The 13,257-nt window shown below is 71.4% G+C and carries 17 protein-coding genes; 10 read left to right on the top strand and 7 right to left on the bottom strand.

The features are described 5' to 3' along the window. The first annotated feature begins 799 nt into the window (after positions 1-799). Entirely contained in the window at positions 800-1,939 is a 1,140-nt protein-coding gene (locus ADK86_RS02435) for a methyltransferase domain-containing protein (RefSeq protein WP_053695039.1), read from the top strand. A 25-nt stretch (positions 1,940-1,964) separates the two neighbouring features. On the opposite strand, the gene ADK86_RS40380 is transcribed toward ADK86_RS02435, so the two are convergent. Then, a complete protein-coding gene (locus ADK86_RS40380; protein WP_234345656.1) occupies positions 1,965-2,105 on the bottom strand; it encodes a hypothetical protein in 141 nt (46 codons plus the stop codon). A 62-nt stretch (positions 2,106-2,167) separates the two neighbouring features. Then, entirely contained in the window at positions 2,168-3,223 is a 1,056-nt protein-coding gene (locus ADK86_RS02440; protein WP_053695040.1) for a YncE family protein, read from the bottom strand. 143 nt (positions 3,224-3,366) lie between these two features. Between ADK86_RS02440 and ADK86_RS02445 the strand changes: the two genes are divergently transcribed. Then, entirely contained in the window at positions 3,367-4,260 is an 894-nt protein-coding gene (locus ADK86_RS02445; RefSeq protein WP_053695041.1) for a LysR family transcriptional regulator, read from the top strand. A 311-nt stretch (positions 4,261-4,571) separates the two neighbouring features. Here ADK86_RS02445 and ADK86_RS02450 read toward each other — a convergent pair whose 3' ends face one another. Beyond that, complete coding sequence (locus ADK86_RS02450; protein WP_107088398.1) at positions 4,572-4,886, bottom strand: hypothetical protein; 315 nt, start codon at positions 4,884-4,886, stop codon at positions 4,572-4,574. Between the two features lie 179 nt (positions 4,887-5,065). On the opposite strand from ADK86_RS02450, the gene ADK86_RS02455 reads away from it, so the two are divergent. Then, positions 5,066-5,407 (top strand): DUF6191 domain-containing protein, encoded by a 342-nt coding sequence (locus ADK86_RS02455; protein WP_063788922.1) that lies wholly within the window; start codon positions 5,066-5,068, stop codon positions 5,405-5,407. Continuing rightward, the gene (locus ADK86_RS02460; RefSeq protein WP_053695043.1) at positions 5,404-5,916 is read left to right on the top strand and encodes a DUF3995 domain-containing protein; all 513 of its coding nucleotides are present in this window, start codon (positions 5,404-5,406) and stop codon (positions 5,914-5,916) included. Before ADK86_RS02455 ends, ADK86_RS02460 begins: the two co-directional genes overlap by 4 nt. Positions 5,917-5,995: 79 nt before the next feature. Here the strand turns inward: ADK86_RS02460 and sigJ are convergent, their stop codons facing one another. Next, a complete protein-coding gene (gene sigJ, locus ADK86_RS02465; RefSeq protein WP_053695044.1) occupies positions 5,996-6,949 on the bottom strand; it encodes an RNA polymerase sigma factor SigJ in 954 nt (317 codons plus the stop codon). Positions 6,950-7,051: 102 nt separating this feature from the next. Between sigJ and ADK86_RS02470 the strand changes: the two genes are divergently transcribed. Further along, positions 7,052-7,420 carry a hypothetical protein gene (locus ADK86_RS02470; protein ID WP_053695045.1) on the top strand — a complete coding sequence of 123 codons (369 nt, stop codon included), beginning with the start codon at positions 7,052-7,054 and terminating at the stop codon, positions 7,418-7,420. A gap of 1 nt (position 7,421) precedes the next feature. Here the strand turns inward: ADK86_RS02470 and ADK86_RS02475 are convergent, their stop codons facing one another. Next, positions 7,422-7,655, bottom strand: coding sequence for a hypothetical protein (locus ADK86_RS02475; RefSeq protein ID WP_159393757.1), 234 nt, complete (start codon positions 7,653-7,655; stop codon positions 7,422-7,424). Positions 7,656-7,810: 155 nt separating this feature from the next. Between ADK86_RS02475 and ADK86_RS44115 the strand changes: the two genes are divergently transcribed. From ADK86_RS44115 to ADK86_RS02490, 3 genes are all read left to right on the top strand, one after another. Further along, on the top strand, positions 7,811-8,182 hold the full coding sequence (locus ADK86_RS44115) for a VOC family protein (protein WP_078951722.1): 372 nt from the start codon (positions 7,811-7,813) through the stop codon (positions 8,180-8,182). A 189-nt stretch (positions 8,183-8,371) separates the two neighbouring features. Beyond that, positions 8,372-9,301, top strand: coding sequence for a S1 family peptidase (locus ADK86_RS02485; protein ID WP_234345658.1), 930 nt, complete (start codon positions 8,372-8,374; stop codon positions 9,299-9,301). Next, complete coding sequence (locus ADK86_RS02490) at positions 9,298-9,729, top strand: ankyrin repeat domain-containing protein (protein WP_030602206.1); 432 nt, start codon at positions 9,298-9,300, stop codon at positions 9,727-9,729. Before ADK86_RS02485 ends, ADK86_RS02490 begins: the two co-directional genes overlap by 4 nt. A 38-nt stretch (positions 9,730-9,767) precedes the next feature. On the opposite strand, the gene ADK86_RS02495 is transcribed toward ADK86_RS02490, so the two are convergent. Beyond that, the gene (locus tag ADK86_RS02495; RefSeq protein WP_053695047.1) at positions 9,768-10,412 is read right to left on the bottom strand and encodes a CatB-related O-acetyltransferase; all 645 of its coding nucleotides are present in this window, start codon (positions 10,410-10,412) and stop codon (positions 9,768-9,770) included. Between the two features lie 204 nt (positions 10,413-10,616). On the opposite strand from ADK86_RS02495, the gene ADK86_RS02500 reads away from it, so the two are divergent. After that, positions 10,617-11,057, top strand: coding sequence for a cupin domain-containing protein (locus ADK86_RS02500; protein ID WP_053695048.1), 441 nt, complete (start codon positions 10,617-10,619; stop codon positions 11,055-11,057). A 253-nt stretch (positions 11,058-11,310) separates the two neighbouring features. Then, positions 11,311-12,405: a hypothetical protein gene (locus ADK86_RS02505; RefSeq protein WP_159393758.1), complete on the top strand. Its 1,095-nt coding sequence runs from the start codon at positions 11,311-11,313 to the stop codon at positions 12,403-12,405. 118 nt (positions 12,406-12,523) lie between these two features. On the opposite strand, the gene ADK86_RS02510 is transcribed toward ADK86_RS02505, so the two are convergent. Next, positions 12,524-13,192, bottom strand: a complete 669-nt coding sequence (locus ADK86_RS02510; protein WP_053695050.1) for a DUF4097 family beta strand repeat-containing protein — start codon at positions 13,190-13,192, stop codon at positions 12,524-12,526. Positions 13,193-13,257 lie beyond the last annotated feature (65 nt).

The following is a 13,257-nucleotide window of genomic DNA, read 5'->3' on the forward strand; positions in this document are numbered from 1 at the left end:
CACCCACCCCCTCCCCACGCCCATCCCGGCCACCTCCCACCGCACCGCCACCTGGCGCGTGTGCGTGGCGTCCTGGCGCGTGCCGCTCGGGATGCACATCGAGACGCGGGAGGTCCGGGCCGAGTGGGGGTGAGCGGTGCCGTACGCCCCTTGAGCGGCGGCCCCGGCAAATCAGCTGTCGCCGTGGCGCCGGGTGGCGCCGACGGCCTCGCATTTCCCTTTCGAAAAGCCGGCCCAGTGCCATCGCGGGATGAAACAACAGGACTGCGCGGCAGGAGGAAATAGCCGGGGAGGTATACGAACAGCTGCGGGCCGGTTCGGAGGTCGACGACATCAAGCACCTCATGCCCGGCCGATCCGGACCGCGAAATGCGTACGTGCCCCGAATCCTAGAGACCGCCGGGTACGTCAACGATTTCCACCCGGACGAACGCCGTCCTCTCCCACCGCATCCGCTTCGGCGCACCAGACTCGACGGGCTTCCCATTCGTCCGGCACACCGGGCTCCGGGCCCGTTACTCCTTCGAGGCTCACCGCGAACTCGTTCCAGAACTAGCCCACGCAGAGCGGCAGAAGGCTCACCCGCTCCACGGCGGCGTGCTTCCGTGCGCCCTTTTCGTGTGCTGTCGCCGAGGGAATGCTCAGCAGGACGAAACTCCGGGGCAGTCGCAGGAAAGGGAGCCGCAATGGGTTCGCACGGGAAGCCACCGCCTTCAAACCCCCAGCCGAAACAGCCGTCGCCTCGCGACAGTGACGGTCAGCATCCGGATGTCGCCAAACCCGGGGGCGGGAAGCACCGGTGACCGGCGTCGGTCGGCAGCACGCCAAGGCCGTCCGGATTCTCGACAGCTCGGGCGCTTTCGAACGCCCCTGGATGCGCGAAGCCTTCCATACGGTTCCGCGCCAGGAATTCGTACCGGACACCGTGTGGGTGTGGCACGCCGAGGACGACCGCTACCACCCGCTGTCCCGCGTGGACGACGAGGAGCGGTGGTCCGAGCTGGTGCACCACCCCACCTTGCCCGTCGTCACGCAGGTCGACGACGGCCGCCCCGCGCCGTCCGACGGTACGGGCGAGCTGCCCACCAGCTCGATGAGCGCCGCCAACGCCGTACTGACGATGCTCACCGCCACCGACCCGGAGCCCGGCAGCCGGGTGCTGCACATCGGTACGGGCACGGGCTATGACTCCGCGCTGCTGTGCGAGCGGATCGGCGACAGGAACCTGGTCACCATCGAGGTCGACTGGTCGCTCGCCGAGGCCGCCCGGGAGCGGCTGCGGCGTCTCGGCTACCGGCCGCGCGTCGTGTGCGGGGACGGCGAGTTCGGGCAGCCGCAGGACGCGCCGTACGACCGCGTCCTGTGTACGGCGTCGCTGTCCCGCGTCCCCTTCACATGGATCACCCAGTCCGCCCCGGGCGGACGCATCGTCGCGCCGTGGAAGACCACGTTCCAGCCCGCCGGCCTGGCGGTGCTGAGCGTCGACGCCGACCGCCGCAGCGCGTCCGGCCGGTTCGGCATGCCGCTGACCTTCATGGATCTGCGCGGCCAGCGCCGCCCGGACAACCCGCTCCCCCGCGTCTACTCGACCGCGCGCTGGGAGGAGAGCCGGCACGGCACCGCCACCCTCCCCCCGGACTTCCTCGACGACTTCCACGCGCGCTTCGCCCTCGGCCTGCGGCTGCCCGGCGTCCACGCGACCCGCACACCCGCGCCGGACGGCTCTCCCGCCTGGTGGCTGGCCACGGACACTTCCTGGGCGTACCTCTGCGCCGGGGAGACGTTCCAGTGGGGCCCCCGGGATCTGGCCGGGGAGGCCGAGCAGGCCCACGACTGGTGGCTCCAGGAGGGCAGGCCGGAAGTGTTCGACTTCGGGATGACGGTGGACGAGGACGGGCAGCGGACGTGGCTGGGCGCGCCGGACCGGCCCGTGGCGTGATCTCCGCGCCCCGGGCCGGCGGGCCTCAGGCCGTCACGGCCGGCTTGAGGACCTCCTCGCACCACTGCCGGAACGTGGTCGGGGTCGCGGACTCCGCGGTGCGCGGCTCCGCGTTGTCCATGCCCTGGTTCTTGGCGTCGAACATGTCGACCATGGCCTGTGCCATCGGGGCGGTGGTCCCGAACCCCGCGCGACCGCGGTGGTCCCGAACCCCGCGCGACCAAACCATCACGACACCCGCGGTACGTACGCCAGCCCATGCGCGCCCGCCTCGCCGCGCTTGGCGATGTTCAGCCGGGCGGTCAGTTGCAGCGTCTCCAGGTCGATGACATCGACGGTGGACGACGCGATGCACGCCACGTACGCGAGACGGCCGTCCGGTGACGAGGTGATGGTCAGCGGCGCGTGCCCCACCTCGACTCCGCCCAGCTCTTCACCGCTGTCGGCGGAGAACACCGTGAGGCGGCCCGGCGCGTGCCGTCCGAGCGCGGACTCCGGGTCGGATGCCATCCGCAGCTCGCCCGCGAGCAGCCGGCCCGTCGAGGTCAGGTGTACGGGTACGACGACGTGTTCCGTGGGCAGGGTGCGGACGACGGACGCCGTCCGGGCGTCGAGGACCTGGATACCGGCGTCCGGCCGGTCCTCGGCACCGGCGAGGACGGAACCGGCGTAGGGGGCGGCGACGAAGACCCGTGTGCCGTCGGCGGTGACGGCGAGCCCCTCGCTGCCCGGCACCTCGACCTTCGCCGTGAGGGCGCCCCGTTCGAGATCCACGACCGACACGAACGGGGCCTCCTTGTTGGTGGCGTATCCCGTCGTGCCCGCCGGGTCGATGGCGAACCAGTGCGGCCCGGGGGCGTCCGTGTCGATCCGGCCCACCGGCCGGCGGGTCTCGGTGTCGATCACCACGACGCCGCCCGGCCGGTCCGCCGAGCCCTCCACGCTGACGTACAGGCGGCGGCGTGCCGTGTCGAGCGCCAGCCCGTGCGGGCCGTGTTCCGGCGCGAGGTCGACGATCTCGACGACGCGACGGGTGGCGGGGTCGATGACGGTCAGCTCGGTGCTCCGGCCGCTGTTCGCGTGGTAGTAGCCCGAGTGGTACGTGCTGGTGCACCACAGCAGTCGCTGCGTCGGATCGAAGCACAGCTCGTGCGGCTGGGGCGGGACTTCCACCGAGCCGATGTGCCGGTCGGAGGCGGCGTCGAAGAACTCGACCGTCGGGCCGGTCTGGCTGACGACGGCCAGGACATCGCCGTCTCGGCCGACGCGCGGGGACTGCGGCATGGCGTACTCCTCGGGTGGTGCGGATGAGGCGTCACGCGGGTTCGCGGACCTCTTCACTCTCGGCTCGCGGCGGCCCGGCGAACAATGCAAGGATCGGCATCCAATCCTTGCCTCAGGCGTAAAAGCACAGCTCAGGAGCGTCATTGGATCTCAACCTGCTACGCGTCCTGGACGCTCTCCTCCAGGAGAACAGCGTGACCCGCGCCGCCGAACGGCTCGGTACGTCGCCCGCGGCGGTCAGCCGTACGCTGGCCCGGCTGCGCCGCGCCGTCGGCGACCCCCTGCTGGTCCGCGCGGGCCAGGGCATGGTCCCGACCCCCCGCGCGCTGGAACTCCGCGACGAGGTCTCCGCGTTGCTGCGCGGCTGCGACAACGTGCTGCGGCCCGGCGCCGGTTTCGACGCCGTGCACCTCCAGCGCACGTTCACCGTGCAGGCCACCGACCTGATCCTGGCGGGACTGGCCGGGACGTTGACCGAACGCATCCACAAGGAAGCCCCGCACGTGGACGTGGTCTTCCTGCCGGAGGCGGTGGAGGGCGGCCCCGCGTTGCGGCAGGGCTGGGTGGACGTGGAACTCGGCGTACTGGGGGCCCTCGACCCGGAGATCCGTACCCGGCCGCTGACCCGGATGACGCTGGTGGGCGTCGCCCGCAGCGGTCACCCGCTCTTCGACGGACGGATCGACGCCCGCCGCTTCGCCGCAGTCGGCCACATCGGCATCTCCCGCCACGGCAAACGCCTCGGCCCCATCGACACCGCCCTCGCGGACCGCGGCCTGCACCGCCGGATCGCCGTCGTCGTCCCGAGCCATACGAGCGCGATGATCCTCGCCCGGGACACCGACCTCGTCACCCTCACCCTCGCCGACTGGCTCCCCGGCACCATCCAGGCCCTGGGCCTGCGCACCTTCCCCATCCCCCTCGACCTGCCGCCCATCGAGTTCGGCATGGCCTGGCACCCACGCAACTCCGTCGACCCGGGCCACCGGTGGTTCCGGGAGCACTTGGCGGAGGTGGTACGGGGCAGTGGCGCCTAGGGGGCACCTTCAAAGATCGCCTTGCGTGATGGACCATGTTTGCCGTGGTGCGCCGTCATGAACTCCCCGATGATGAACGGGCCGTGCTGTCGCGGCTGTTACCCGAGTCCGGGGCAGCCGGCCGGCCCCGGGTGGATGACCGGGTGGTACCAAGCCACCCGTCACCATCACCTCACTCCTGCTCTGGACCTGACCCCTTGAAGACGATCTCCAGGGCGGGCAGGGCGCGTTGCCCGGGGAGGCCGCTGACGATGCCGCGTACCACCGAGCCACCTCCGGGCAAGAGCCGCGCCCGTCGGCCCGGCAGGCCGTCAGCGCGGAGGCGCCTGTTCCTGTCCGCCGTGATCCGTGCGGCGAATGCGCACCGTGCCGGTGTCCAGGTCCACCCGCACGGACGGGTCCTGCGCCGGCCTGACGTTCTTGCGCACGCGTTCTTGTTCCATGGCGCGCTTGACGGCCTGCGCTCCGGGTGAGCCCTCCTGGACCAGGTCGGCACCGATGGACGACAGGCGCTTGGTCTTGCGCCAGTAGATCCAGCCCCGGGCCTCCATCGCCAACAGCACACGATCGGCCAGGAACACCGCCGGGACCGCGAGCAGGACCAAGAACGGTAAGAACACACCCATGGGCTGGAGCCTACTTCGCTGATCCGGCCCGTGGCGCCTCCGCCGCATGGGGGAGGCGGCTCGTCCTCGGGTCTGATCCCTGCGCGCCGCGGACCCGGAACAGTGGTCCCCATGGTGATCAACGGGACGTGTGCGACTGCGGTGCGGACGGTGGGGGGCCGCCCGTGACGGTCTGGCTCATGTCGTTTCCGGCCTTCGCGTGTGCGCTGGCCCTGTTCGCCGTGGTGGAGAGCGTATGGCGGTGGTTGACGGGCCTGGGCTTGATTCCGTGGCTGCGCAGGCGCTCAGGGCCTTCGCTGTCGAGCATCGCCTTCGACGAATTCACGGCCGTGGTCAACGGGAACAAGGCGGCGGAGCTGAAGCAGCGGCAGGTGGAACTGCTGCGGCGGGACGACGAGAGCGACGGCGCGCCGCCTTGTTCCCGTGTTGACCTGACCGGTGGCACGGCGTTCATCGTGGTGCCGGAGGAGGCGTGCGGCCCGTGCGCTGAGCGGGACGATGTCCGTGGGGGCCGGCGGTGAGCCGCGGACCGGAGGGCACAGGCGGGCGATGGTCCCCGTGGTGGGGGCATATCGCGTGCTCGTGGGCGGCCGCGTTCGCCGGTCTGCACTTGTATTGGGCCGTCGGCGGTGAGGTAGGGCTGAGTATCTCCGCCGGTCCGCTGGCCGCCGAGCGCCCGCTGTGGTTCGTCGTGGCCGGCTTGTGGGGCGTGGGGGCGCTCTGTCTTCTCGGTGCCTTGCTGGGATGGCTGCTCGCCCACCCCGGGTTCCGTGGCGTCCCCGCTCTGCCGGTCAGGTGGCTGGGGTGGAGCGTCAGTGCCCTGCTGCTGGTCCGGGGCATCGGTGTCGAGGTACTTCTGCTGACCGGTACGGCGCCCCTGGACACTTCGGTGAGCGAGGAGCAGCGGGCCTGGACGCTGGCCCTGTGGAATCCCTGGTTCATCGCCGGAGGCCTGGCCTTCGGCCTCGCCGCCCTCCGATTCCGCAGCCGCGACCGTGGGGGACCGGCAGGTCGTCAACGGGACAGTTGACAGATCCGCACCGGGATCTTCCGAAGCAGCGACACTCGCTTCGTTCCTGCTCTGGGCGAGATCCGTTTGAAGACGGACCCTAGGGCACGCCCCACAGCCGCAGCTTCTCCGGGTTACGGACCACCCAGATCCGGGTGACGCGCCCGTCGGACACGTCGAACGAAGCAACGGTGGCGACGGCACCGGCACGCCGGGCCACCAGGCCCGGCACGCCGTTGACCGACCGTTCCAGAAGTTCGAGGCCCGGGGCCTTGTCGGCGATGGCGACCATGTACTGGGCGATGCGCGCGCCGCCCTCGACCGGGCGCAGGACGGTGCCGACCATGCCACCGCCGTCGGCGGTCATCACGGCGGCCGGGTCGAGGAGACCGACGAGGGATGCGATGTCCCTGGCCTCCCATGCCGCTTTGACGCGTCTCACCACGTCGGCCCGGTCGCCCGCGGTCTTGGGCGCGGTCGCGATCGCGGTCGCCGTCACCGGGACGTGCCCGCCGCTCACCCGCCGCCGGGCGGAGGCGGCCAGCTGCTTGCAGGCCGCCGGGGTCCGGCCGAGTACGTCGGCGATCTCGGCGAACGGGTACCGGAAGACGTCGTGCAGAACGAACGCCACCCGCTCGGCGGGCGTCATCGACTCCAGGACGACGAGAAAAGCCATGGCCACCGACTCGTCCAGAACGATCTGGTCGGCGGGATCGTTGGGGCCGGTGAGGCGGACGGGATCGTCGGCGCCCGCGTGATCCCACTCCCCGCGATCGGGCAACGGCTCCGGCAGCCACGCGCCGGCATAGCGTTCACGGCGGACCCGCGCCGAACCGAGCAGGTCCAGGCAGATGCGGCTGGTCACCGTCGTCAGCCAGGCGCCGGGGGACCGGATCTCCTGCCGGCGGCTCCGCGGCAGCCCGTACCAGCGTGTGTAGGCATCCTGTACGGCGTCCTCGGCCTCGGTCACCGAACCGAGCAGCCGGTAAGCGATGTTGATCAGTTGGCGCCGCTCGTCGGACACCCCGTCCGCGCCGCCCCCGGCAGTAACCATGCCTCCGCCCACCCCCACGCCTTACCTTTCGCAGGCCCGCGTCGTCGGACTGATGAGACCTTAATCGAGCGACTGCCCGAGGGCGGAAAAGGGGAATGCGACATGGCCGATCAGGCGACGGCGAACGCACCGCGCAGCGCCTCGTTCCTGCGGATCGCGATCACGCTCCAGACCCTGACCATCTTCCTTCAGGCGGTCTCCGCCGGACTGCTGCTGACCCTGCCCTACGGAGCGACGCTGCACAGCGTCGGGGCCCGTGTCATGTACGGGGCGTCGATGCTGTACGTACTCGCGGCGGTGCTGGCGTGGAAGCCGGGCGGTGGCCCGGTCCGGCCCGTGTGGCAGGCGTGCGGCTTTCTCGTGCTCGCCTCGATTCAGGTGATATCGGGCATCGCGCACGTACCGTCGGTCCATCTTCCGCTGGGGGTGGCGATGTTCGGGCTGAGCGTGCTGGCGTTGGCGCGGCGCTGATTCAGTTCGGGGGCTTCTCCCGCTCCTCCTCGGACAGCGCGTACACCGCCTCGTACAGCCCCTCCGTCAGCCTCCTGTGCGCGTCCCTCTCCTCGCTGCGCGACGGAGCCCCCAGCACCAGCCACTTCGCCTCCCCCAGCGCATGCGGGACATCGCCCAGCAATTTCCGCGTGACCAGGACCGAGTCCATCACCGGCACACGCCGTGCGCTCAGCAGCTCTTGCACGGCGTCCATGCCCCCTGCGGAGGCGTGTATTGGACGGCACTCCGCGGCCAGATCGGAGATCCGCGCCAAGCGCTCCGCGTCCATTCCCGGAACTTCCATCGATGACGCCCCGTTCATCCGGTCAGGCGGAGGTATGGATCAGCCCTCCGTGGTGCGATGCCCCCATGAAGCGCGCCGTCGAAGACACCAATCGCCGCATGCTGCGCGCCCGGGACGCGATGGGCCGGGCGTACGCGCAGCCGCTGGATGTGCCGACCCTAGCGCGGATCGCTCATGTGTCGGAGGCGCATTTCGCACGGCCGTTCCGCGTCACGTTCGGTGAGACGGCGTGCCAGGTCCGTGAGCTGGTGACCAAGGGGGCGATGGGCGGCTGGCTCAGCTTCGCCACGGACGACTGCCGCAAGACGTACGAGACGCTGCCGGCGCGCGGCGTGGAGTTCACCGAGGAGCCCACCGAGCGCCCGTACGGAACCGACTGCGGCCTCCGCGACCCTTTCGGCAACCGCCTTCGCTTCACCCAGCCGAAGCGGGGCTGAGGCCGGGACGGTCAGGGCTCGGGCCGCCCCCGAGGTGCTCTCAGGGTCGTCACTCCCCAGGATGACCGCCGACGCGACCGACGGCTGATTACTTCCGCCCGTCCCGTCACTACCTTCGATCGTCGGCACAGCGGCAACTGACTGACAGTGCCGTGAAGTTGCGAGAACCAGGCGATCAGGAGAGTGGGCATGGTGCGGAAGCGGCGCGCGGCCGGGCGTACGACCGGGCGTGGGAAGCGAGCCGGGGTGGCGGCCCTGAGCGCGGTCGTACTGGCCGGAGCCGGTACGGCCGTAGGCGTCGCCGGGACGGCACACGCCATGTCCGGCGGTACGCAGGTGCCCCGGCCCGGCGCCGCCCCCTGGCTCGCGACGCTGGCCGTGAAGGGGGACGGGCCGCTGCTGGACCGGGCGACGTGCGGTGGTGTGCTCATCGCGCCCGACCGGGTGCTCACCGCGGCCCACTGCCTGGCCGGCGGGGACGTACGCACACTGGAGGTGCACCTCGGTTCCTCGGTGCTGTCGAAGGACCCGGGCACCGTACGGGACGTCCGCGGCGCCGCCCTGCACCCGCGCTACAAGCTCCTGCCGTCCCCCGCCGACCCCACCAACCCGGCATATGCCTCCGCGGCCAACGACCTGGCAGAGATACGGCTCAGCGCGCCGGTACGCGGGGTCGAACCGCTGCTGGTCGCCCGGCACCGGCCGCGCCCCGGCACGCCCGTATCGATCTACAGCCACGGGCTGACGGCCGATCCGGCCACCTCCCCGCCCGGCCAGGACGTCCGCGGCGACGTACTGCGCCGCGGCGATCTCACCGTACGCACGCACCAGCAGTGCGCCGCCCAGGCGCCGGCGGCCGTGGACGAGGCGTCGGTCTTCTGCGCCCGCGATGTGCGCAACGAACATGCGGGCCGTACTCCCGCGGTGATGTGCTGGGGGGACAGCGGCAGCCCGCTGGTGACCTGGGGGCGGCGCGGCGGGCCGGAACTGGCCGGTATCTTCAGCTTTGCCGGGGAGGCGGCCGGAAAGCCGTGCCGTCCTGCGGACGCGGCGTTCGCCGACGTACCGGCGCTGCTGCCGGAGTTGACCGCCGGCGTACGCACGAAGGGCGAACGGTGAACCGACGACGGCAGAAGAAACTGGCCAACCGGCTGGTGGCGGCCGTGATGTTCGGCGAGACCCGCGAGGTCGCCGCGCTGCTGCGCGCCGGTGCGCAGCCGGGCACCGCGAACGCCGACGGTACGACGCCGCTGTACGCCGCGTCCGTACACGGCGACGCGGCCGCCGTCCGCCTGCTCCTGGCCGCCGGCGCCGCGCCGGACGCGGAGAGCGGGCACGGCTCGGAGGGCACCCCGCTGTGCGCGGCGGCGGCCTGGGGCCACCTCGATGCCGTACGGGAACTCCTCGCCCACGGCGCGGACCCCAACCTCCGCGAGGACGGCGGCACCGGTTACGCGCCGCTCGACTGGGCCACGAAGGAGTTCCAGCCGCACCCGGAGACGGCGGACCTGCTGGTCGCGGCGGGCGCGCGTCCCCGGGGCACCTGAGTCCAGCCCATCGCGGCACGGGGCCCAGCCCGTTACGGCTACGCCCCCGGCGCCACCGCCGCCAGCTCCTCCACCGATCCCGACATGATCGTCCGCACATGCTCCGTGATGTGCTCGACCGGCCAGTCCCACCAGGCCAGTTCCAGCAGGCGCGCCACATCCGCGTCGTCGTAGCGGCGGCGGATCAGCTTGGCCGGGTTGCCGCCGACGATGCCGTAATCGGGTACGTCGTCCACGACGACCGCCCCGGAGGCGATCACCGCCCCGTGCCCGATCCGTACGCCGGGCATGACCATGGACCGGTAGCCGAACCACACATCGTTGCCGACCACGGTGTCGCCCCGGCCCGGCAGCCCGCTGATCAGGTCGAAGTGGTCGGACCAGGAGCCGCCCATGATCGGGAACGGGAACGTCGAGGGGCCGTCCATCCGGTGGTTGGCGCCGTTCATGATGAACCGCACGCCCTCCCCGAGCGCGCAGAACTTCCCGATGACGAGCCTCTCGGGCCCGTAGTGGTACAGCACGTTGCGCGTCTCGAAGCCGGTCGGGTCGTCCGGGTCGTCGTAGTACGAGAACTCACCGACCTCGATCAACGGCGAGGTGACAAGGGGTTTCAGCAGCACCACGCGGGGCTGCTCCGGCATCGGGTGGATGACGTTCGGATCGGCGGGGACGAGGGGCATGGGGGCGGCCTTTCGGACGGAGGGCGGGACAGGGATCGGCCCCGGCATGATCCCAATCGGCACCGCCCCGGGCGACCGGATATCGCCTTGGCAGGTCCTCCCCCACCGTAATTGCCGACCCGGCAAGGAAAGTTGCCGTTCCGCCGCGCCCACCGCACCCTGATGCCTCCACCAGGGCCATCGACACGACCAGGGGGCACCACGATGACCACCAACCACAGCACCGAACCCGTACCGGCCACCGACGACACCGCGCCGAAGCCCAACCGCGTCCACCACGTCCGCGCCGGCGAACTCGACGGTCACACCGCCCTCAGCGGTCACACCGTCGGCTCGAAGCGGCTGTGGATGGGCCTGGTGGAGAACCCGCCGCTCAGCGCGACGGACAATCACCACCACGGCGACTCGGAAGCGGGGATCTATGTGGTCAGCGGCCACCCCGTCTTCGTCTACCACGACGGTGTACGAGAGGTACGGGTCGAGGCGGGCCCCGGCGACTTCCTGCTCGTCCCGCCGTTCGTCCCGCACCGCGAGGAGAACCCCGACCCGGACGAGCCCGTGGTCGTCCTCATCGCACGGACCACGCAGGAGCCGATCAAGGTGTCTGTACCTGAGCTGTACCGGCACGAGGTGGCGGACGCGTAGGAGGGGCGCGCTCGGCGCCAGGCCGGAAAGCGTCCATGGACATGGCCGCCTCTTTGCCCAGGAAGGCATGTGCCGGTTGCATGTGTGCTGCCGTACGGCATCTCACGGAGGGGGCATGGCTGTGCCAAGACCCAAGGTTCATGCGGCTGGACGGAGAATGTTCACCGGGCGGTGCGTGATACGGAGTGCGGCGGCGCTGTTAGGCGTCGCCGCACTTGTCGTTCCGGCGGTTCCCGCCGGGGCGGCGGGGACGGTGGCTGCCGCGGCGCCACCCGGCGGTGTGGAGCGGGTGCTCACCGGGGCCGGCGCGGTCTCCGGCCAGGGGCATTCCGCCGATGTGGACTCCAACCTGCTGCTGGCCGGAACCAATACGGCTGGTGGAAACGGCGCACCCGGTGCGGGGGGTGGCTGGTGGACCGCGTCCACGGCCGCCGAGGGCGGCTCGCCGCCGTACGCGGTGTGGGCCGGGCGGTTGGACGGTACCGGCGGGAAGAAGCTGATCAGCCCCGACGACGGACGCCACCACGTGCATCCGGTCACCGACGGGAAGACCGTGGTGTGGGCGGCCTACCAGGACCGGTGGTGCTACCTCCTGGCGCGGCCGCTCGACGGCGGGCCGGTACAGCAGCTGACCTCCAGCCAGGGCATCGGCTGCGCTTTCACCACACTGGGCGTCGAGGGAAAGACCGTGACCTACACGGATGTCGGCTACAAGAGCCGCACCACGCGCGCGGTGTACCTGCGGATGGGCGAGGGCGATCCGGTCAGCATCCCTCCCACAGGGGGCGGAAACCCGCGGACGACCTCGACGAGTGCCCCGTCCCTGCACAACGGCAGGATCGCCTTCAACGACTGCAAATACACCGGCAGCACCGGCACCCTCTGCCGGATAGCCGTCCTGGATGTCGCGACCGGCCGACGCACCGTGGTGGCCGACGCCAAACTCCCCTCGCCGACCGCCCTCACCTCCCGGTACGTCTACTGGCTGGAGGTGGAGGACGGAGAGACCACGCCGAGGGCGCTGCACCGGGCGAACCTGGACGGCTCGGACCCCCTCGTCATCAGCCCGGCCTCGGGCGAGGGTGCACTGATCATCGACGGCCTGACCACCTCCGAGGACGCGGTGACCGTAGCCGCACGAACCGTCGGTGGCACGGCGGACCCCAAGGCCGCGACCAAACTGTGGCAGTTCTCGCCGGACGGCACGCGCCGCGAGCGGGTCTCCTGCAACGCCGGCGACCAGGTCTCGCCCGCCTCCGCCGGCGCCCGGCAGGTGGTGTGGATCGACACGACCACCGGCGCACGCGATCTCGTGACACGCACACGGCCGGCCGGCACCTGCGGCTGACCTGGCCACGACCGGCGAACAACCAGCCGCCTCCCACGCCCCCGGCGGCAATGCCGGGGGCGTGCTGGGGCTGCCCGTGACCCGACGGCCGTAACACCGGGGGCCCTGCGCCTGCCCTTCAGAGGCTGCGGGCGACGATGTCGCCCTGCGCGGTCGTCGCGTGGATCTCCAGACCCGCGACGCCGTCGGCGTTCTTGAGCTCGTTGCGAATCCGGCCGTACGAGGTGCCGGCGTCCAGCGAGGCGGAGACGCCGCGGGCGGCGCCGACCGACACGTCCCCGACCTGGGTGCTCAGCACGAGCATGCCGCGGACGGCCTCGGTGATCCGGATGTCGCCCTTCTCGGTGCGGATTTCGGCGGGGCCGTTGAGGCGGCCGACCGACACGTCACCGGCGAGGGCGGTGAGGCGCACGCTCTCCGCCTCGTCCAGCTTGACCGCGCCGCTCGCCCCGTCGAAGGCGACCTCCCCGAACCGCCCGACGCCCCGGAACTCGGCGCAGGCCGCCTTCCCTTCGATACGGGACCCGGCGGGCAGCTGAACCGTCACCTCGACGGACCCGGAGGGCCCGAAGTACTGGTTCTTCGCCGCCGGCGCCGTGATCCGCAGGACGCCCTCCTCGTACCCGACCTCGACCAGCTCCGCCGCCTTGACGTCGCGCCCCTTCGAGGCGTCCGCGGGCCGCACCTCCACGGTGGTGTCGGCACGGTCGGCAGCGATGAACTGGACGCGCCCCGCGGGGACGTCGAGGACGGCGGAGACCGGGGCGGGGGTGGCGAACTTCTGCATCGTTCTCTCCTTTGCGCTTGCTGTTTCCGACGAGAGAAACGCTACGTTGCGTTCGCAGCCCTGGC

The sequence above is a fragment of the Streptomyces sp. NRRL F-5755 genome, from assembly GCF_001279365.1.
GTDB classification, from domain to species: Bacteria; Actinomycetota; Actinomycetes; order Streptomycetales; family Streptomycetaceae; genus Streptomyces; species Streptomyces rimosus.

Excerpts from the sequence above, each read along its gene's own strand:
- ADK86_RS02470 (WP_053695045.1), top strand. The coding sequence starts at position 7,052 with ATGGCCGATCAGGCGACGGCGAACGCACCGCGCAGCGCCTCGTTCCTG.
- ADK86_RS02485 (WP_234345658.1), top strand. The coding sequence starts at position 8,372 with ATGGTGCGGAAGCGGCGCGCGGCCGGGCGTACGACCGGGCGTGGGAAG.
- ADK86_RS44115 (WP_078951722.1), top strand. The coding sequence starts at position 7,811 with ATGAAGCGCGCCGTCGAAGACACCAATCGCCGCATGCTGCGCGCCCGG.
- ADK86_RS02510 (WP_053695050.1), bottom strand. The coding sequence starts at position 13,192 with ATGCAGAAGTTCGCCACCCCCGCCCCGGTCTCCGCCGTCCTCGACGTC.
- ADK86_RS02440 (WP_053695040.1), bottom strand. The coding sequence starts at position 3,223 with ATGCCGCAGTCCCCGCGCGTCGGCCGAGACGGCGATGTCCTGGCCGTC.
- ADK86_RS02450 (WP_107088398.1), bottom strand. The coding sequence starts at position 4,886 with ATGGGTGTGTTCTTACCGTTCTTGGTCCTGCTCGCGGTCCCGGCGGTG.
- ADK86_RS40380 (WP_234345656.1), bottom strand. The coding sequence starts at position 2,105 with ATGGCACAGGCCATGGTCGACATGTTCGACGCCAAGAACCAGGGCATG.
- ADK86_RS02455 (WP_063788922.1), top strand. The coding sequence starts at position 5,066 with ATGTCGTTTCCGGCCTTCGCGTGTGCGCTGGCCCTGTTCGCCGTGGTG.
- ADK86_RS02500 (WP_053695048.1), top strand. The coding sequence starts at position 10,617 with ATGACCACCAACCACAGCACCGAACCCGTACCGGCCACCGACGACACC.
- sigJ (WP_053695044.1), bottom strand. The coding sequence starts at position 6,949 with ATGGTTACTGCCGGGGGCGGCGCGGACGGGGTGTCCGACGAGCGGCGC.
- ADK86_RS02495 (WP_053695047.1), bottom strand. The coding sequence starts at position 10,412 with ATGCCCCTCGTCCCCGCCGATCCGAACGTCATCCACCCGATGCCGGAG.
- ADK86_RS02475 (WP_159393757.1), bottom strand. The coding sequence starts at position 7,655 with ATGGACGCCGTGCAAGAGCTGCTGAGCGCACGGCGTGTGCCGGTGATG.